The sequence below is a fragment of the Azospirillum oryzae genome (assembly GCF_900177515.1).
Taxonomy (GTDB): domain Bacteria; phylum Pseudomonadota; class Alphaproteobacteria; order Azospirillales; family Azospirillaceae; genus Azospirillum; species Azospirillum oryzae_A.
The window spans coordinates 314,095-332,466 of sequence record NZ_FXAK01000008.1; the positions used below are offsets into that span (position 1 = coordinate 314,095).

Consider the following 18,372-nt stretch of genomic DNA (forward strand, 5'->3'; position numbering starts at 1 on the left):
CCGGCCTCAGCCGATCGCCACCTGCTCCAGAAGCCAGTTGCGCACCTTTGCGATGCGGGCGCGGTCCTGGTGGTTGGGCGGCACCACGAAGTAATAGCCGAGATCGCGGCGTAGCGGCCGGTCGAGCGGCCGGTCGACCGGACAGACCAGGGTGCCGCTGCGCAGTTCCGTCTCCAGCATGGCGGGCTGGCCCATCGCGATGCCGAGCCCGTCAAGGGCGGCCTGATAGGTCAGGAGCGAGCTGGGGAACATCAGCGGCTCCTGCGTCTCGGCCATCGTGACGCCGGCCGCCTCCAGCCAGTCGGGCCAGTCGCGCCGCCGGTAATGGGAATGCAGCAGCGGGTAGTGCAGCAGATCGGCCGGAGTCCTCACCGGCGGACCGCCGTCCAGCAGCGCCGGGCTGCACACCGGCAGGATTTCGTCGGCGAACAGGAAAACCGACTCCATGCCCTGCCAATCGCCGGTGCCCAGCTGGATCGCCGCATCGACATTGTCTCGGGCGAAATCGACCGGCGTCACCGCCGTCCGGGTGCGCAGCCGCAGTTCGGGATGGTTGGTCTGCAGGTGCGGCAGGCGGCGCATCAGCCATTTCGCCATGAAGGTCGCATAGACCTGCAGCTTCAGCGGCGCGGCGGCGCGGGCCGATACCAGTTCGTCGGTGGCCTCGGCGATGCAGCGGAAGGCCGGGGCGATCTGCGCGGCGTATCGCTTGCCCTCGGCGGTCAGGGTCAGGCCGCGGGCCTCGCGGTGGAACAGCCGCACCCCCAGGTAATCCTCCAGCAGGGCGACCTGCCGGCTGACCGCCGGCTGGGTGACGCTCAACTCATCCGCCGCCTTGGTGAAGCTGCCATGCCGGGCAGCGCATTCGAAGACATGGAGCGGATTGAGCGGGGGGATCGGGCGCACCGTCTCGGCTCCATTACAAAAGGTTATGGAAGGCTAACAACTAGGAAGTTGTCGCATTTTCGTCAATGCGATTGATTGTCCGTAACGCAAATCGATAGCCCCGTCGGAGCCATGGACTTTCAACTCAACCAGGAACAGCGCGCCTTCGCCGACTCCGTGCGCCGCTTTGCCCGCGCCGAGCTGGCTGCCGACGCGCTGAAGCGCGCCCACTCCCCGGCCTTTCCCTGGGACGTGGCCGCGAAACTGTCGGAGATGGGGCTGCTGGGCATCACCATCCGCGAGGAGGACGGCGGGATCGGCGGCACGCTGATGGACGCGGTGATCGCCATCCAGGAACTGGCGCTGGTCTGTCCCAAGAGCGCCGACGTCGTGCAGGCGGGCAATTTCGGACCGATCCGCACCTTCGCCGAATATGCAAGCCCGGAGCAGAAGGAGCGCTGGCTGGGCGACCTGCTCGGCGGACGCAAGCTGCTGGCGCTGGGCATGAGCGAGCCGGACGCCGGATCGGCCGTCACCGACCTGAAGACCAGCGCCCGCGAGGATGGCGACCACTACGTCATCAACGGGTCGAAGGTCTTCTCCACCCACAGCCCGGAAGCGACGCTGTTCCTGATCTATGTCCGCTTCGGCCCCGGCGTCGGCGGCATCGGGTCGGTTCTGATCGAGCGCGGCACCCCCGGCTTCACCGTCGGCCAGCCTTCCGCCTTCATGAGCGGCGAGGAATGGTGCCAGCTCTATTTCGAGGACTGCCGGATCCCCAAGGCCAACGTTCTGTTGGGGCCGGGCGGTTTCAAGAAGCAGATCGCCGGCTTCAACGTGGAGCGCATCGGCAATGCCTCGCGGGCGCTGGCGCTGGGCCGCCATGCCTTCAACCTCGCCAAGGAGCATGCGGAGACGCGGACCCAGTTCGGCCGCCCGCTGTGCGAGTTTCAGGGCCTGCAATGGAAGTTCGCCGACATGGCGCTGAAGCTGGAAGGCGCGCAGCTGCTGCTCTACCGGGCCGCCACCAATGCGGACAACGGCCTGCCGTCGGCCTATGAGACCTCGATCGCCAAGCTGGCCTGCAACCTTGCCGGCTTCGAGGTCGCCAACGAGGCCCTGCAGGTCATGGGTGGCACCGGTTACAGCCAGGAGGCGCTGGTCGAATATTGCGTGAAGCGGACGCGCGGCTGGATGATCGCCGGCGGCTCCATCGAGATCCTGAAGAACCGCATCGCCGAAGAACTGTTCGAGCGCCGCTTCGACCAGCGCCCGCCGCGGGAGAGCCGGTCGTGACCGGCAAAGCCATCAAGGGCTGTACCGGCCCGGCTCTTGCCGAGGCCCTGCTGAGGCCGCGCTCCGTCGCCCTGGTCGGGGTTTCGGACGACATCGCCAAGACCGCCGCCCGTCCGCTGCGCTTCCTGCGCCGTGCCGGTTTTGGCGGCGAGGTCTACGGCGTCAATCCCACCCGGGCCACCGTGCAGGGCGAGCCGGCCTTCGCGTCGCTGTCGGCCCTGCCGGAACGGCCGGACCATGCCTTCATCCTGACCGGCACCGACGCGGCCATCGCCGCGCTGGAGGAGTGCGGGCGGCTGGGCGTTCCGGTCGCGACCATCCTGGCCGGCGGTTTCTCCGAGGCGGGCGGCGCCGGCGCCGAGCGCGAAAAGCGGCTGGCGGAGATCGGGCGGTCCTACGGCGTGCGCGTGCTGGGCCCCTCCAGCATCGGGGTCGTCAATGTGCATGAGCGGCTGGTGCTGACCGCCAACGCCGCCTTCGCCGAACCCGACCTGCCGGAAGGCGGCGTGTTCGTCGCCTCGCACAGCGGAAGCCTGATCGGCGCCCTGTTGTCGCGCGGCAAGGCGCGCGGCGTCGGCTTTGCCGGGCTGGTGTCGGTCGGCGGCGAGGTCGACCTGTCGGTCGGCGAAATCTGCGAGGCGACGCTCGACGATCCCAAGGTCGGCGGCTATCTGCTGTTCCTGGAATCGATGCGCAACGCCGACGCGTTGCGCCGCTTCGCGCTGGCGGCGGCGGAGCGCGGCAAGCCGGTGGCGGCCTACAAGCTCGGCCGCTCGGCGGAGGCGGCGGAACTGGCGGTCTCCCACACCGGCGCCCTTGCCGGGGAGGACGACGTCGCCGACACCTTCCTGCGCGACTGCGGGATCGCCCGCGTGGAATCCTTCGACGGGCTTCTGGAAATCCTGCCGCTGCTCAACCGGATGCCGGCGAAATCCGTGCGGCAACCGGCCGTCGGCGTGGTCACCACCACCGGCGGCGGCGCAGCCATGGCCATCGACCAGCTTGCCATCCGCGGCGTGCGGGTCGCGGCCCCCAGCCCGGAAACCGTGCGCCGCCTTGCCGAGGTCGGGATCGTGGCGGGGGAGGGGCGTCTGGTCGACCTGACGCTGGCCGGCACCCGCTACGACGTGATGAAGGCCGCGCTGGGGGTGATGCAGACCGCGCCGGAATTCGATCTGGTGCTGGCGACCGTCGGATCCTCCGCCCGCTTCCAGCCCGATCTGGCGGTGGCGCCGGTGATCGACAGCGCGCGCGAGCATGACAAGCCGCTGGCCGCCTTCATCGTGCCGGAAGCCCAGGAAGCGCTGCTGCGCCTGAACGCCGCCGGGGTCCCCTGCTTCCGCGCGCCGGAATCCTGCGGCGACGTGATCGCCGCCGCGCTCGGCCGCCGCACCCCGCGATCCGAACCGGCGATGGCGTCGTCGCCGGTCAGGCAGGGTGCCGGGCGGACCATCGACGAGGCCGAGGCCTATCGTCTGTTCGCCCGCGTCGGCGTTCCTCACGCGCCGGTCGCGGTGCTGACGGCCGGCGAGCCGGTGCCGGAGCTTCCCTTCGCCTATCCGGTGGTCGCCAAGGTCCTGCACCCGGACATCGCCCACAAGACCGACGTCGGCGGCGTGGCGCTGAACATCGCCGACGCCGATGCGCTGTCCGCCGCCATGGCCGCGATCCGTGACCGGGTCGAAGCCGCGCGGCCGGGCGTCAGCGTCCGGGAAATTCTGGTCCAGCCGATGACCCGCGGCGTGGGTGAGGTTCTGGTCGGACTGCGCCGCGATCCGCAGGTAGGGCCGGTGGTGATGCTGGCTGCCGGCGGCGTGCTGACCGAGATCTACCGCGACCGCGCCCTGAGGCTGGCTCCGGTGGACCGGGCCACCGCGCTGGAGATGATCGGCGAGGTGAAGGCGCTCCAGGCCCTGGCCGGCTATCGCGGCCGGACGGCCGGCGACCTCGGCGCCGTCGCCGATGCGCTGGTCGCCGTTTCCCGCCTTGCCCTGCTGGACGACGCGACCGTGCTGGAGGCGGAGATCAATCCGCTGATGGTGATGGCCGACGGGCAGGGGGCCGTGGCGGTCGACGCGCTGGTCCGGCTGGTCACGGCGGACGCGGACATCGAAGCCCAGGAAGACGACACTGAAAACCGTTCCGGGAGGAACCGATAATGCCCAGGCCGGATGTGCTCTCGCTGCCGGAGCTTGTGAACGCCAATGAGCGGCTCGTCCATCGCGGCCGTTTCCTGACCGCGGTGATGCGGCTGGACATCGGCGCCGACGCCTATCTGATCTCGATCGACCGCGGGCGGATCGCCGAGGTGCGCAAGGGGCCGTTCGTCATGCCGTCCTGGACCTTCGGCCTGTCCTGCCGGGCCGATGCGCTGGACCAGTTCTGGAAGCCGTTGCCGCCGCCGGGTTTCCACGACCTGTTCGCCCTGCTGCGGCGTGGGGAACTGACGCTGTCCGGCAACCTGCAGCCCTTCATGGCCAACCTCCTCTACATCAAGGACGTGATGGCAAGCCTGCGCAGCCCGAAGGAAACCGCATGATGCGTGCGACGATCGAACCCATCACCGGACGTTACATGCGGCTGGACCACAAGGGCCGTGAGCACCGGATCTATTTCGAGGAGGCGGGGCAGGGAATCCCGCTGGTCTGCCTGCACACCGCCGGATCGGACGGGCGCCAGTTCCGCGGCATCCTGAACGACCCGCGCGTCACCCGCGATTTCCGCGTCATCGCCTTCGATCTGCCCTGGCACGGCAAATCCTCGCCGCCCGCCGGCTGGCAGGACGGCGACTATCAGCTGACCAGCGCCGACTACACCGACATCATCCTGACGGTCTGCCGGGCGCTGGAACTGGACCGGCCGGTGGCGATGGGCTGCTCCATCGGCGGGCGCATCGCGCTGCATCTGGCGATGGAGCATGCCGGGGAATTCCGCGCCATCATCGGGCTGCAATCCTCCGCCCACGTCCATCCCTATTACGACACGACCTGGCTGCACCATCCGGACGTGAACGGCGGGGAGGTCTGCGCCGCCATCGCCGCCGGGCTGGTCGGGCCGAACGCGCCCGACGCCCACCGCTGGGAAACGGTCTGGCACTACATGCAGGGCGGTCCGGGCATCTTCAAGGGAGACCTCTATTTCTACAAGGTGGACGGCGACATCCGCCATCGGCTGAGCGAGATCGACACCAGCCGCTGCCCGCTCTATCTGCTGACCGGCGAGTACGACTATTCCTGTTCTCCGGCCGACACGTTGGAAACCGCCGCCTGCATTCCCGGCGCCACCGTTTCGATCATGCCGGGACTGGGCCATTTCCCGATGAGCGAGGATCCGGACGGCTTCATCGCCCACCTGCTGCCGGTCCTGAGCGAGATCGCCCACCGCTGAGTGCCGGTCCGGCAGCGGGCGTTCCGGCCGTCGTCGCTTCGACAATAACCATCCGCCGCCCGCCACAAGGGCGGCGGCCATCAATATCCCGGGGAGGGACCATTCATGCGTGCCATCGCTCTTCAGGTGCCCGGTCTGCGGGCGCTGACCGCCACGGCCGTCGCTGCGCTGACCATCGGCTTGGCCGGCGGCGCGGCCGCCGAGATCTCAGGCAAGACGGTGAAGATCGGCGTGCTCACCGACATGTCCGGTCCCTATTCCGACAATGTCGGCGCCGGAGCCGTGCTGGCCGCCCAGATGGCCGCCGAGGATTTCGGCGGCAAGGTCAATGGTGCGGCGATCGAGATCGTCTCGGCCGACCATCAGAACAAGGCGGACGTCGGATCGGGCATCGCGCGGCGCTGGTACGACGTCGAGGGCGTCGATGCGATCACCGAGGTGGTGTCGTCCGCCGTGGCGCTCTCCGTCCAGGGCATTTCGCGCGACAAGAACCGCATGTTCCTGGCAACCGGTCCCGGTACGCCGGAGCTGACTGGCAAAGCCTGTTCGCCGGTCGGCGTGCATTGGGCCTATGACAATTATGCCCTGCCGACCGTCGCCACCACCGCCCTGGTCAAGCGCGGCCTGAAGGACTGGTATTTCCTGACCGCCGACTACAGCTTCGGCCACGCGCTGGAAGGCGAGGCGACCCGTGTGGTCAAGGCCAACGGCGGCACCGTCGTCGGTGCGGTGCGGGCGCCGCTCAACACCGCGGACTTCTCGTCCTATCTGTTGCAGGCGCAGGCGTCGCCGGCCACCGTGATCGGGCTGGCGAATGCCGGGGCCGACATGATCAACGCGGTCAAGCAGGCGAACGAGTTCGGCATCACCGCCAGCGGCAAGACGATGGCGGCGCTGCTGGTCAACCTGCCCGACATCCATGCCCTGGGGCTGGAGAGCGCGCAGGGTCTGACCTTCGCCGAAAGCTTCTATTGGGACATGAACGACGAGACGCGGGCCTGGAGCAAGCGCTTCATGGAGCGATTCAACGGCCGGGCGCCCGGCGGCCTGCAGGCGGCGGTCTATGGCGCCGTCACCCATTACCTGAAGGCGATCCAGGCGATCGACAGCGACGACGCCACCAAGGTCGCCGAACAGATGCGCAAGATGCCGATCAACGACTTCTACACCAAGAACGGCTCCATCCGTCCGGACGGCCGGGTGATCCGCGACATGTATCTGATGCAGGTGAAGAAGCCGTCGGAATCGAAGGGCCCGTGGGACTATTACAAGGTTCTGGAGACGGTGCCCGGCGACAAGGCCTTCCGCCCGATGGACCAGGGGGGCTGTCCGCTGGTGGCGAAGTGAGCGGGACGGCGCCGTCCTGGCCCATCAAACCTGGCTGTGAAGAGGCGATGATGACGAACGCCACCTATCCTGACCTTCGCCTGTGGATCGGTGGGCGCTGGATCGAGGCCGGGGATCGGTCCTGCGAGCCGGTGATCAACCCGGCGACCGGTGCGACGCTGGGGCTGCTGCCCAATGCCGGCACCGACGATGTTGATGCGGCGGTCGCCGCGGCGGCCGAGGGCTTCCGGGTCTGGCGGCGGACCAGCGCCGTCGAGCGTTCGGCGCTGCTGCGCCGCACCGCCGATCTGATGCGGGCGGACGCGGGGGGCCTCGCCGCGCTGATCGCGCTGGAACTGGGCAAACCGATCCTCGAGGCCGCGCGCGAGGTCGAGACGGCGGCCGGCATGTTCGACTGGGCGGCCGAGGAATGCCGCCGGTCCTATGGCCGCATCATTCCGCCCCGCATTCCGGGCCACCGGCTGATGGCGCTGCGCGAGCCGGTCGGGCCGGTGGCGGCCTTCAGCGGCTGGAACGCCCCGGCCATCACGCCGGCGCGCAAGATCGCCGGCGCGCTGGGGGCGGGCTGCTCCATCGTCATCAAGCCGTCGGAAGGAACGCCGGCCGCCGCCCTGTTCATCGCCCGCGCGCTGGCCGAGGCCGGTCTGCCGGACGGGGTCGCCAACATGCTGTTCGGCAACCCCGGCACGGTGGCCGAGCGGCTGCTGGAGGCCGAGGCCATCCGCATGGTGTCCTTCACCGGCTCGATCCCCGTCGGCAAGCATCTGGCCGCGCTGGCGACGCGGACCATGAAGCGCGCCGTGTTCGAACTGGGCGGCCACGCCCCGGTGCTGGTCTTTCCCGACGTGGATGTCGAGGCGGTGGCCCGCAGCGCCGCCGCCGCCAAGTTCCGGAGTTCCGGGCAGATTTGCACGTCGCCGACCCGCTTCTATGTGCATGAGTCCATCCATGACCGCTTCGCCGCCGCTTTCGCCGAGGCCGCGTCCGCGATCCGCGTGGGCGACCCGTTCGATCCCGCAACGCAGATGGGCCCGGTGCAGAATGCCCGCCGGCTGGCGGCGATCGACGCGCTGGTGGAGGATGCCCGGCGCAACGGCGCGACGGTGGCGGCCGGCGGCGGCCGCATCGACGGCCCGGGCTTCTTCTATCGGCCGACGGTGCTGACCGGTGTCACCGCCGCCTGCCGGGCCGCCGGCGAAGAGCCGTTCGGACCGCTGGCGCTGATTGCCTCCTTCCGCGATGCGGACGAGGCGGTGGCGCTGGCGAACCGCCTGTCGCTCGGGCTGGCCTCCTACGTCTTCACCCGTGATCTGGCGCTTGCCGACCGGTTGGTGGCGGACATCGAATGCGGCAATGTCGTGGTGAACCACTGGGTGGTCTCGCACCCGGAAACGCCTTTCGGCGGCATCAAGGACAGCGGAATCGGGCTGGAGGGCGGCACCGAAGGGTTCCAGGCCTTCGAACAGGTGAAGTTCGTCAGTCAGGCGCCCCACTGATCGGTTAGGGATGCGGAGCGCCGCCGCCCGCCGTCAGGCGAGCTGGGCGAGCAGTGCGTCCAGCATCCGGTCGCAGGCGGCCAACTGGTCCTCGGCGATGAACTCGTCGGGCTTGTGGGCCTCGCCGATGCTGCCGGGGCCGCACACCACGGTGGGCATCGACAGCCGTTGCTGGAACAGTCCGCCTTCCGTGCCGAAGGAGATCTTGCCGGTGCTGTTGCCGCCGGTCAGCGACTTGACGAAGGCGACAACCTCGGCGGTGCCGTCGGTGTCGAGCGCCGGATAACTGGACAACTCGGCGATGGTCAGCCCGGCGGTCGGGAAATCGGGACGCAGGCGCCGGACGATGGCGTCGGCCTCCGCCCTGATGCCGTCCAGCAGCGGTTCCACCGGATCCTGCGGCAGATGGCGGATCTCGAAGTCGAGACGGCAGCGGTGCGGCACGATGTTCAGCGCCTCGCCCCCTTGGATGACCCCGGCATGGATGGTGGTCCAGGGCACGTCATAGGCGTTGTCATGGGCGCCTTCGTCACTCAATCGATTCTGGATGCGGCGCAGGCCGGTCAGCAGGTCGCTTGCCATGTGGATGGCGTTCAGGCCCTGCGGCGCCAGGCTCGAATGGCATTCGACGCCGTGGCACTCGGCGCGCAGGGCGGTCTTGCCCTTGTGGGCGGTGACCACCTGCATGCCGGTCGGCTCGCCGACGATGCAGAAGCGCGGACGGACGGGCAATGCTGCCATCATCTCGATCAAGCGGCGAACGCCGAGGCAGCCGACCTCCTCGTCATAGGACAGGGCCAGATGCAGCGGCTGGGACAGGGTCCGGCCGGTGGCATGCTGGGCGGCGGCGCGGTCGAACAGGGCGAGTGCGGCGGCGATGAAGCCCTTCATGTCGGCGGTGCCCCGGCCGTACAGCTTGCCGTCGCGGCGGGTCAGCCGGAAGGGGTCGCTCGTCCAGGCCTGCCCTTCGACCGGCACCACGTCGCTGTGCCCGGACAGCAGGACGCCGGGACGGTCCGCCGGCCCCAGCGTCGCGAACAGGTTGGCCTTGCGCCCGTCCTCGCTCGGCACCAGCCATGTCGTCGCGTCGGCGGCTTCCAGCCGCTCCTGCACCCAGCGGATCAGGTCGAGGTTGCTGTCGCGGCTGACGGTGTTGAAGGCCACCAGCCGGTCGAGGATGTCGATGGTCGCCGTCATCCGGATCGTCCCTGTTCGTTCGAAATTTCAATCAGGCGGCCTGCAGCCGGTCGACGGCGCGGCGCCAGCCGTCGCGGATCGCATCGGCATCGACATGCCGGCTATCTCGAACCACCCGCCGTCCGCCCGCGAAGACGTCGCGCACGGGATTGCGGGAGCCGGCGAAGACATAGGTGTCGAGAAGCGTGTCGTCGCTGCGGCCGTAAAGGCGTGGATCGTCCGGGTTCAACGCGACGAGGTCGGCGCGCTGTCCGGCCTTGAGACCGCCCGCCGGTTCCGGCAGGCCGAGCGCTTGCGCACCCCCGGCCGCCGCCGCCCGGTAGAGCGCCGCCCCGGTCGAGGCCCCCGGCCCTGGTCCCAGCAGGTTGCGCCGTCTTGCGGACAGCCGCTGTCCGAATTCCAGCAGGCGCAGCTCCTCCGCCACGTCAATGACGATCTGGCTGTCGGACCCGATGCCGAACCGGCCGCCCTGCGCCAGGAAGTCGCGCGCCGGGAACAGCCCGTCGCCGAGGTCGGCTTCCGTCGTCGGACAGAGTCCCGCGACGGCGCCCGAGGCCGCGATGCCCGCCACCTCCGCCGGGGTGACGTGGGTGGCGTGGACGAGGCACCAGGACGGCCCCGGCCAGCCGCGGTCGAGCAGCCATTCCACCGGCCGCCGTCCCGACCAGGAGAGGCAGGCATCGACCTCCGCCGTCTGCTCGGCGACATGGATGTGGACCGGGGCCGTGGGATCGAGCGCCGACAGTCCGTCCAGCGCCGCCTCGGCGGCCTCCGGCGAAACCGCGCGCAGGGAATGCAAAGCCAGACCGACGCGATGGTCGCCGGGTGCCGCGCGGCAGGCGGCGGCGATGTCCAGCAGCCGGTCGGGCGTGTTGAGGAAGCGCCGCTGCCCCTCGCCCGCCGGCTGTCCGCCGAAGCCGCCCTGAGCGTAGAGCACCGGCAGATGGGTCAGCCCGATGCCGGTGGCGTCCGCCGCGGCCAGGATGCGCATCGACATCTCGGCCGGATCGGCATAGGGCCGGCCGTCTGGCGCGTGGTGGAGGTAGTGGAACTCCGCCACCGAGGTATAGCCCCGCTCCAGCATCTCGGCATAGGCCATCGCCGCCACCGCCTGGAGCCCGTCGGGGTCGATGCGGCGGACGAAGCCGTACATCACCTCCCGCCATGTCCAGAAGCTGTCCTCGGCCGGCCCGGCGCGCTCGGTCAGACCGGCCATCGCCCGCTGGAAGGCGTGGCTGTGCAGGTTGGGCATGCCGGGGATGACCGGCCCGCCGGCCCGCTCCACCCCGGCGGGCGGCTTGTCCAACCCCGCTTCGACGGCGGCGATCACCCCCCGTTCATCGAAGCGCAGAAGCACGCCCGACGCCCAGCCGTCGGCCAGCAGCGCCCGGTCGCAGAACAGCCGGTCGAGCCGGCGCGCGGCGGTCATCGTTCCATGCTCCCCATTCCCGTCACTTGGCGTCGAAATATCCGGCCTGGATGGTCTTGCCGATCAGGTTGCAGATGATGCGGCCGGCGGTGATCGCGGTGATGCCGTTGAGGTCCTTCTTCGGCGTGATCTCCACGATGTCCATGCCGACGACGCGGCCCTTGGCCACCAGCCCGTGGATCAGCGTGCGGATCTGCGGATAGGTGACGCCGCCCGGCGCCGGGCCGTTGACCGCCGGCATGATGGTCGGGTCCATGCCGTCGGCGTCGATGGTCAGGTAATAGCGGCCGCCGTCGGGAATGCGGTCGAGCACCGCCTTCATGCCGATCTCCTGCAACTCGACGTCGGGGACCAGCACCGCGCCGTAGGAAATCGCCGCTTCGACCTCTTCCGGCCGGGCGCTACCGGCGGAGCGCAGGCCGATCTGGAAGATCTGGCCGATATGGTCCATCTCGGCGGCGCGGCGGATCGGGCTGGAATAGCCGTTGCGGGCGCCGTTCACGTCGTCGCGCCAATCGAGATGCGCATCGATGTGGACCAGGGTGATCGGCCCCTGGTCGTCATAGGCGCGCAGCACCGGGATCGGGATGCCGTGGTCGCCGCCGATGACGATGGGCAGCATGCCCTTGGCCAGCATCCGGCGCACCACCGCCTCGGCATTGCGGTAATGCAGGTCGAGGTCGCGGGCGTCGGCCTTCACGTCGCCGCAATCCACCACCTTGATGTCCTTGCCGCCCAGCAGCGGACCGCCGATGTCGAAGTCCCAGCGCTCCAGCTTGCGCAGCGCCCGCTCGGTGTAGCGGCGCACCCAGGTCGGGGCGTTGGTCTGGTCGTTGGTCACCTCGTCGATCGAATAGGGATCGCCGTAGGGAATGCCGAGGATGCCGATATGGCCGTCGAGCTGGTCGATGTCGGTGCAGATCGGGAAGTCGAGGAAGCTCTGCAGTTCGCGGCGCGGCGGGTTGGTCAGGCTGGTGCTCATGGCGGCGGTTCTTCTTTTCGGTTGGCGGGACGGTTGGCGGCAGGACCGGAGCCTCAGGCGTCGGGGATCACCGCGGTCGCATCGACCTCCACCACCCATTCCGGGCGGGCGAGCGCGCTGACCACGATGCCGGTGGACACCGGATAGACGCCCTTCAGCCACTTGCCGATGGTGCGGTAGACCGGCTCGCGGTAGCGCGGATCGGTGATGTAGACGGTGATCTTGCAGATGTGCTCCAGCGACGACCCGGCCTCCTCCAGCAGCATCTTGATGTTGGACATCGCCTGCTCGGTCTGGCCGGCGGCATCGCCGACGGCGACGCTTTCGCTGGTGTCGAGATTCTGGCCGATCTGGCCGCGGACGAAGACCATGGTGCCGCGCGCGACGACGGTCTGGCACAGGTCGTTGTCGATCGACTGCTCGGGATAGGTCTTCTTGGTGTTGAACTGGCGGATGCGGGTGTGGACGGTCATGGCGGAAGCCCTGGTCAGGTTCGGGGTTGGGTAAGCAGGCAAGGGGGTGGCGTGCGGCGGTCCCGTTCGGGTGCGCCGGCTGGAAAAATCTTCGGAAACGGCCCGGTCAGTGCGGCGCGTCGCCGGCCAGTTCCGGGAAGACCGCGGCGCGTTCGGCCAGCGTCGCCAGCGGGATGTGGCAGGCGATGCGGTGGCCGTCGTCCGTCCGGTGAACCGGCGGAGCCTGCTCGTCGCAGACCGCACCCAGCTTGCGCGGGCAGCGGGCGGCGAAGGCGCAACCCTGCCCGCCGGGGGTGGGGGCCGCGTCCTCCAGCAGGATCCGCGGCGTCTCCTGCCCATCCTCGGCCAGCCGCGGCACCGCGGACAGCAGCGCCTCGGTATAGGGATGGTAGGGCGGGCGGAGCACGCGGCCGGTCGGACCCTCCTCGCAGATGGTGCCGCCATAGACGACCAGCACGCGGTCGGCGATGTGCGACACCACGGCGATGTCGTGGGTGATGAAGAGGTAGGACAGCCCCATCTCGTCGCGCAGTTCGGCCAGCAGGTTCAGGATGTTGGCCTGGACCGAGACGTCGAGCGCCGACACCGCCTCATCGCAGACGACGAAGTCCGGATCGGTGGCGAGCGCACGGGCGATGTTGACGCGCTGGCGTTCGCCGCCGCTCAGCTCGTGCGGATAGCGGTCGGCGTAGGCGGACGGCAGCCCGACACGGGTCAGCAGGCCGGCGACGGTCTTGCGCCGCTCCTCCGCGTCCGCCCGGCCGGCCAGCACCAGCGGCCGGTCCATGGCATCCCCCACCGTCTTGCGCGGGTTCAGCGAGGCGGCGGAATTCTGGAAGACCAGCTGGGCGCGCCGGCGCAGATCCTGGTCGCCTTGCCGCACCCGCCGGGTCAGGTCGGCCCCGTCGAACAGCACGGTGCCGGCGCTGGGCTCGGTCAGCGCCAGCAGGGCGCGGCCGATGGTGCTCTTGCCGCTGCCGCTTTCGCCGACCACGCCCACCACCTCGCCGCGGCCGACGGTGAAGGAGACATCCTCCACCGCCACGGTGCCGGCCCGGCGCAGCCAGGGCAGGATGGAACGGTTGGCGCCGTAGATCTTGCGCAGATGGTCGACCTCCACCAGCGGGGCAGAGCGCGGCTGCGCCTTCTTCGGATCGCGGGCAATGCCGGCATCCTCATCCGGCCAGGGGATGCCGGCCAGCGCGTCGGCCTTCCAGCAGCGCACGCCGTCGCCGGCCGCGTCCGTCAGCATCGCCTGCGGCCGGCTGCGGCAGGCCTCCTCGGCGAAGGGGCAGCGCGGGGCGAAGACGCAGGCGGCGGGCGGCCCGGAAAGCTTGGCGACCGTGCCGGGGATCGACGGCAGGCGGTGGCGCCGGCCGGCGGTGATGCGCGGCAGGGCGGCGACCAGTCCTTTGCTGTAGGGATGGGCCGGGCGGGACAGCACGCGGCCGGTCGGCCCCGTCTCCACCACCAGCCCGCCATAGAGGACGGTGACGGTCTGGCAGATGCGGTTGACGATGCCGAGATTGTGGGAGACGAACAGCGCGCTGAGCCGATGGCTGTCGCACAGCTTGGCCAGCAGGTCGATGATGCGGGCCTCCACCGTCACGTCGAGCGCGGTGGTCGGCTCGTCGAGGATCAGCAGCTTCGGCTCGCAGCCCAGCGCGGTGGCGATCAGCGCCCGCTGCTGCATGCCGCCCGACAGTTCGTGCGGGTAGGCGGCGGCGACGCGGCGGGGATCGCGGATGCCGACCTCCGACAGCAGATCCTGCACCCGCGCCGCCGCCTGCCGGGGGGAGAAGCCCTTGTGCTGGATCAGCGGCTCGGCGATCTGGCGGCCGACGGTCAATGCCGGGTTCAGCGAGGTGAAGGGGTCCTGGAAGACGGCGGCGATGCGGTCGCCGCGCAGGGCCCGGCGCTCCGGCGCGGACAGCCGGCGCAGGTCGGTGCCGTCGAACAGGATCTCGCCGGACTCCACCCGGCCGCCCCCGCCCAGCAGGTCGAGGATGGCCATGGCGATGGTGCTCTTGCCCGATCCGGATTCACCGACCAGACCCATCACCTCGCCGGGACGGATGGCGAAGCCGACGTCGCTGGCAGCGCGCAGCGTGCCGCGGGCGTTGCCGTAGCTGATGGTCAGGCCGCGGACGTCGAGCAGCGGCGCCGGCTCTGGCGCGGACGCCGCAGCGGTCACCGGGGGGACGGCCGGGCGGGCTTGCGGAGCGGTCATCATTTCAGTGCGCTCCCGTGTTGCGCGGGTCGAGCAGGGCGCGCAGCCCGTCGCCCAGCAGGTTGATGCCGATCACCGCGGTGGCGAGCGCGAAGCCGGGGCACAGCGCGATCCAGGGCGCCTGTTCCACGAAGGGCCGCGCCTCGCTGATCATCAGGCCCCAGTCGGAGGAGGGCGGCTGCGCCCCCATGCCGATGAAGCTGAGCGAGGCGCCGAGCAGGATGGCGAAGACCACGCGCAGGCTGGCTTCCACCGCCAGCGGCGGCCAGATGTTCGGCAGGATTTCATGGAAGAGGATGTAGGCGGCGTTCTCTCCGCGCAGGCGGGCGGCGGTGATGAACTCCTCCTGCATCAGCTCCAGCGTGATGGCCCGGGTCAGGCGGACCACCTGCGGCACATAGACGATGCCGATGGCGACGATGGCCTTCCATTGCGCCGGCTGGGTGACGGCCAGAACCAGGATGCCCAGCAGGATCGGCGGGAAGGACATCAGCACGTCCATGGCCCGCATGATCGCCTCGCCGATGCGCCCGCCCTTGTAGCCGGCGATCAGCCCCAGCGGCACGCCGGCCAGCAGGCTGAGCGCCGTGGCGGCGACGCCCATCACCAGGGAACTGCCGGTGCCGACCAGGGTGCGGCTGAACACGTCGCGGCCGAACTCGTCGGTGCCGAACCAGAACTCGGCCCCCGGCGGCTGCAGCCGGCTCATGATGTTCATCTCGTCATAGGGATAGGGGGCGATCCAGGAACCGGCGACGGCGGCCACCAACAGCGGAGCGAGCAGGACCAGTCCGACGATCAGCGAGACGGGCAGGGACGGCAGGCGCCGGCGCGGAGCCAGTTGGACGGGGGCCGGTCGGACGGGAGTCGCATCGGTCATGTCAGGCGGCCTTCATGCCGTGGCGGATCTTCGGGTTCACATAGGCGTAGAGCAAATCGGCGGTCAGGTTGGCGAGGCAGTAGGCGGCGGAGACCACCAGGATCGTCGCCTGGATCAGCGGCAGGTCGTGGCGCTGGATGGCGAACAGCAGCAGCCGGCCCATCCCCGGATAGGAGAAGATCGTCTCGATCACCACCACGCCGCCCAGGATCAGGCCGAAGTCGATGGCGAGCACGGTGATGGTCGGCAGCAGCGCGTTCTTCAGCGCATGGCGCAGGATGACCACCGATTCCGGCATGCCCTTGGCGCGGGCGAACTTCACGTAGTTGGTCTGCAGCACGTCGATCATGCTGGAGCGCGTCAGCCGGGCGATGCGGGCCAGCAGCATCAGCACCAGCGTGACGACCGGCAGCACCAGATGCGAGGCCCAGGGCAGGAAACCGTCGGAGAGCGGGGCATAGCCGCCGGTCGGCAGCAGCTTCATGTAGCTGCCGAAGATCAGCACCAGCACGATGGCCCAGAAGAAGTCGGGGACGGCAATGCCGAGGTAGGAGACGCCGGAAACCAGCTGGTCGGTCAGCTTGCCGCGCCGCACCGCCGCCAGGACGCCGAGCCCGATGCCGACCACCGCCACCACCGCCAGGGCCACGACGGCCAGCACCAGCGAGCGGGCCAGCGCCTCCATCAGGATGGGAGCGATGGGCTGTTCCAGCACCAGCGAGCGGCCGAGGTCGCCGCGCAGGATGCCGGCCGCCCACTGCCCGTACTGAACGATCAGCGGCTGGTCCAGCCCGAGCTTGACCGCGATGGCGTCCACCACCTCCTTCGAGGCGAACTGGCCGGCGATCATCGAGGCGACGTCGCCGGGCATCGCCTGCGTCACCAGGAAGATCAGGACCGACATCACGGCCAGGACCAGCGCCAGATAGACGAGACGGGTCAAAGTGTAGGCAAGCATGGGCAGCATCCCCGGAAGGAGGAGGGAAACCGGCCGCCATGGACGCGGCCGGTCTCCGGTCGGCCTCAGTCGACCGACACGTCGCGCAGGTCGAGGAACATCATCGGGTGCGAATGGAACCCGTGCACCTTGGTGCTGAGGCCGTTGATGTGGTTGATGACGTAGGGGATGACGCCGGGCGAATCCTCCACCGCCAGCGCCTGGACCTGGCCGTAGAGCGACTTGGCCTCCTCATCGCTTTTCGCCTGACGGGCGCTGTCGAGCAGCGTGTCCATCTTGGGATTGGAGTAGTTCCACAGCGCTGTGTTCCACGACCCCTGCGAGTGGTACCAGGGATAGACCGAGGTATCGATGGTCGGGCGGCTGAAGAAGCCGTCGATGTAGAAGCCGGCCTTGCCTTCGATGTCCTTCAGAAAGACGTCGAAGGGCACGCGCTGGACGTTGACGGTGATGCCCGCCGGCTTCAGCAGTTCGCGCACGGCGAGGCCGAGACGTTCGCGGGTGGCGCGGCCGGCCGGCGTGTGCAGCGTGATCTCGAAGCCGTTGGGATAGCCGGCCTCGGCCAGCAGCTTCTTGGCCCCGGCCGGGTCGCCCTTGGCGATCTTCAGGTCCTTGTTGTAGTAGGGGTGGCTCGGCGGGATCGGCGAATGGGTCGGGGTGCCGTTGCCGAACAGCGCGATCTGGGTGATCGCCTGCTTGTCGAGCGCCATCGCCACCGCCTTGCGCACGCGCGGATCGTCGAAGGGCTTCACCTTGTTGTTCATGATGACGCCGTCCCAGGTCGAGGTCGGGACGGAATCGATCTTGAGGTTCGGGTCGGCCTTGACCTTGTCGATGGCCTCCAGCGGCAGGTTCCACACCAGATCAAGCTCGCCGGTGGTGAGCGCCGCCACCTGGGCCGCCGGTTCCGGCAGGATGCGCACCACCACCTCGTCCAGCTTCGGCAGGCCGGGTTCGAAATAGTTGGGGTTGCGCTTCAGGACGACGCGGTCGCCGGGGGCGAAGGAGACGAATTCGAACGGGCCGGTGCCGACCGGCTTGGAAGCCAGCGTGTCGATGGCGTCGCGCGGCACGATGCGCGCCTGCCGTTCGCCGAACAGTTCGGCGAAGCCGGCATAGGGGGTCTTCAACTGGAACTGGACGGTCAGCGGGTCCAGCGCCTTCATCGACTCCACGATCTCGAAATTGACGCGGGCGGTGGAGCCGGTCGCCTTGTCCTGGATGCGGGCGATGGTGGCGACGACGTCCTCGGCCTCCAGGTCCTTGCCGTTGTGGAACTTCACGCCCTTGCGCAGGTGGAAGGTCCAGGTCTTCAGGTCGTCGCTGTGCTCCCAGCGTTCGGCCAGATCGGGCTTCACCGTCATGTCGTGGCCGATGACGGTCAGGCCGTTGAAGATCAGATAGGCGGCGACATACTCCTGGCCGCCCTTCATCTTGGCGGGGTCGAGCGTGTTCAGGTTCGAATCCACCGAAACCTTGAGCGTGCCCGCGGCCTGGACCGACATGGCCGTCCCGGACAGGAGGATGGCCGAGAGCACGGCCCGTGCCACCAAACGTCGCATCATCATGAAAGCCCCTCTGTTTGCCGGTCCTTACGGCGGACCTTGGTTTCCGCTTGATCGAAACGGTCTCACAGGGCCGCAGCCGGAGGAAAGGGCGGCGGGACGACGACAAACCGGGCGGCGGACGGGCTAAAACTTAGGCAGGCAGTCGATGCGCATAGATTTTGTGCAGCGCACTCTCGATGAAACCCCTGGTTTTCCTGTGCTTTTCGCGAATGGTTCGATGGCCCCGCTTGCCGAAAAAGCAGGC

Annotated in this window: 15 protein-coding genes; 6 read left to right on the forward strand and 9 right to left on the reverse strand. The window is 69.2% G+C overall.

Translation table 11 applies throughout. The features are described 5' to 3' along the window. Positions 1 to 6: 6 nt before the first annotated feature. Positions 7 to 906 carry a transcriptional regulator GcvA gene (gene gcvA / locus B9N97_RS27470; RefSeq protein WP_167393391.1) on the reverse strand — a complete coding sequence of 300 codons (900 nt, stop codon included), beginning with the start codon at positions 904 to 906 and terminating at the stop codon, positions 7 to 9. Between the two features lie 111 nt (positions 907 to 1,017). Between gcvA and B9N97_RS27475 the strand changes: the two genes are divergently transcribed. The 6 genes from B9N97_RS27475 to B9N97_RS27500 all read left to right on the forward strand — a co-directional run bounded on the left by B9N97_RS27475 (position 1,018) and on the right by B9N97_RS27500 (position 8,411). After that, the gene (locus B9N97_RS27475) at positions 1,018 to 2,181 is read left to right on the forward strand and encodes an acyl-CoA dehydrogenase family protein (protein ID WP_085091006.1); all 1,164 of its coding nucleotides are present in this window, start codon (positions 1,018 to 1,020) and stop codon (positions 2,179 to 2,181) included. Beyond that, positions 2,178 to 4,340, forward strand: a complete 2,163-nt coding sequence (locus B9N97_RS27480) for an acetate--CoA ligase family protein (RefSeq protein ID WP_085091007.1) — start codon at positions 2,178 to 2,180, stop codon at positions 4,338 to 4,340. Before B9N97_RS27475 ends, B9N97_RS27480 begins: the two co-directional genes overlap by 4 nt. Then, positions 4,340 to 4,720, forward strand: a complete 381-nt coding sequence (locus B9N97_RS27485) for a hypothetical protein (protein ID WP_085091008.1) — start codon at positions 4,340 to 4,342, stop codon at positions 4,718 to 4,720. Before B9N97_RS27480 ends, B9N97_RS27485 begins: the two co-directional genes overlap by 1 nt. Then, positions 4,717 to 5,568: an alpha/beta fold hydrolase gene (locus tag B9N97_RS27490; protein ID WP_208621274.1), complete on the forward strand. Its 852-nt coding sequence runs from the start codon at positions 4,717 to 4,719 to the stop codon at positions 5,566 to 5,568. Before B9N97_RS27485 ends, B9N97_RS27490 begins: the two co-directional genes overlap by 4 nt. Positions 5,569 to 5,673: 105 nt before the next feature. Beyond that, positions 5,674 to 6,915 (forward strand): ABC transporter substrate-binding protein, encoded by a 1,242-nt coding sequence (locus tag B9N97_RS27495; protein ID WP_085091010.1) that lies wholly within the window; start codon positions 5,674 to 5,676, stop codon positions 6,913 to 6,915. Positions 6,916 to 6,962: 47 nt separating this feature from the next. Continuing rightward, positions 6,963 to 8,411, forward strand: a complete 1,449-nt coding sequence (locus tag B9N97_RS27500) for an NAD-dependent succinate-semialdehyde dehydrogenase (RefSeq protein WP_085091011.1) — start codon at positions 6,963 to 6,965, stop codon at positions 8,409 to 8,411. 33 nt (positions 8,412 to 8,444) lie between these two features. Here the strand turns inward: B9N97_RS27500 and argE are convergent, their stop codons facing one another. From argE to B9N97_RS27540, 8 genes are all read right to left on the reverse strand, one after another. Further along, positions 8,445 to 9,608, reverse strand: coding sequence for an acetylornithine deacetylase (gene argE / locus B9N97_RS27505; protein ID WP_085091012.1), 1,164 nt, complete (start codon positions 9,606 to 9,608; stop codon positions 8,445 to 8,447). A 31-nt stretch (positions 9,609 to 9,639) separates the two neighbouring features. Then, on the reverse strand, positions 9,640 to 11,037 hold the full coding sequence (locus tag B9N97_RS27510; RefSeq protein WP_085091013.1) for a formimidoylglutamate deiminase: 1,398 nt from the start codon (positions 11,035 to 11,037) through the stop codon (positions 9,640 to 9,642). A 22-nt stretch (positions 11,038 to 11,059) separates the two neighbouring features. After that, entirely contained in the window at positions 11,060 to 12,019 is a 960-nt protein-coding gene (locus B9N97_RS27515) for an agmatinase (RefSeq protein ID WP_085091014.1), read from the reverse strand. A 53-nt stretch (positions 12,020 to 12,072) separates the two neighbouring features. Then, the gene (locus B9N97_RS27520; RefSeq protein WP_085091015.1) at positions 12,073 to 12,492 is read right to left on the reverse strand and encodes a RidA family protein; all 420 of its coding nucleotides are present in this window, start codon (positions 12,490 to 12,492) and stop codon (positions 12,073 to 12,075) included. A 106-nt stretch (positions 12,493 to 12,598) separates the two neighbouring features. Beyond that, positions 12,599 to 14,725 (reverse strand): dipeptide ABC transporter ATP-binding protein, encoded by a 2,127-nt coding sequence (locus B9N97_RS27525; protein WP_085091016.1) that lies wholly within the window; start codon positions 14,723 to 14,725, stop codon positions 12,599 to 12,601. 1 nt (position 14,726) lies between these two features. Beyond that, positions 14,727 to 15,602 (reverse strand): ABC transporter permease, encoded by an 876-nt coding sequence (locus B9N97_RS27530; protein ID WP_085091017.1) that lies wholly within the window; start codon positions 15,600 to 15,602, stop codon positions 14,727 to 14,729. Position 15,603: 1 nt separating this feature from the next. After that, the gene (locus B9N97_RS27535) at positions 15,604 to 16,560 is read right to left on the reverse strand and encodes an ABC transporter permease (RefSeq protein ID WP_085091018.1); all 957 of its coding nucleotides are present in this window, start codon (positions 16,558 to 16,560) and stop codon (positions 15,604 to 15,606) included. 65 nt (positions 16,561 to 16,625) lie between these two features. After that, positions 16,626 to 18,128 carry an ABC transporter substrate-binding protein gene (locus B9N97_RS27540; protein WP_244560960.1) on the reverse strand — a complete coding sequence of 501 codons (1,503 nt, stop codon included), beginning with the start codon at positions 18,126 to 18,128 and terminating at the stop codon, positions 16,626 to 16,628. Positions 18,129 to 18,372 lie beyond the last annotated feature (244 nt).

Excerpts from the sequence above, each read along its gene's own strand:
- B9N97_RS27510 (WP_085091013.1), bottom strand. The coding sequence starts at position 11,037 with ATGACCGCCGCGCGCCGGCTCGACCGGCTGTTCTGCGACCGGGCGCTG.
- B9N97_RS27475 (WP_085091006.1), top strand. The coding sequence starts at position 1,018 with ATGGACTTTCAACTCAACCAGGAACAGCGCGCCTTCGCCGACTCCGTG.
- B9N97_RS27495 (WP_085091010.1), top strand. The coding sequence starts at position 5,674 with ATGCGTGCCATCGCTCTTCAGGTGCCCGGTCTGCGGGCGCTGACCGCC.
- B9N97_RS27525 (WP_085091016.1), bottom strand. The coding sequence starts at position 14,725 with ATGATGACCGCTCCGCAAGCCCGCCCGGCCGTCCCCCCGGTGACCGCT.
- B9N97_RS27540 (WP_244560960.1), bottom strand. The coding sequence starts at position 18,128 with ATGATGATGCGACGTTTGGTGGCACGGGCCGTGCTCTCGGCCATCCTC.
- B9N97_RS27530 (WP_085091017.1), bottom strand. The coding sequence starts at position 15,602 with ATGACCGATGCGACTCCCGTCCGACCGGCCCCCGTCCAACTGGCTCCG.
- B9N97_RS27520 (WP_085091015.1), bottom strand. The coding sequence starts at position 12,492 with ATGACCGTCCACACCCGCATCCGCCAGTTCAACACCAAGAAGACCTAT.
- B9N97_RS27535 (WP_085091018.1), bottom strand. The coding sequence starts at position 16,560 with ATGCTTGCCTACACTTTGACCCGTCTCGTCTATCTGGCGCTGGTCCTG.
- B9N97_RS27515 (WP_085091014.1), bottom strand. The coding sequence starts at position 12,019 with ATGAGCACCAGCCTGACCAACCCGCCGCGCCGCGAACTGCAGAGCTTC.
- argE (WP_085091012.1), bottom strand. The coding sequence starts at position 9,608 with ATGACGGCGACCATCGACATCCTCGACCGGCTGGTGGCCTTCAACACC.
- B9N97_RS27500 (WP_085091011.1), top strand. The coding sequence starts at position 6,963 with ATGATGACGAACGCCACCTATCCTGACCTTCGCCTGTGGATCGGTGGG.
- B9N97_RS27490 (WP_208621274.1), top strand. The coding sequence starts at position 4,717 with ATGATGCGTGCGACGATCGAACCCATCACCGGACGTTACATGCGGCTG.
- B9N97_RS27485 (WP_085091008.1), top strand. The coding sequence starts at position 4,340 with ATGCCCAGGCCGGATGTGCTCTCGCTGCCGGAGCTTGTGAACGCCAAT.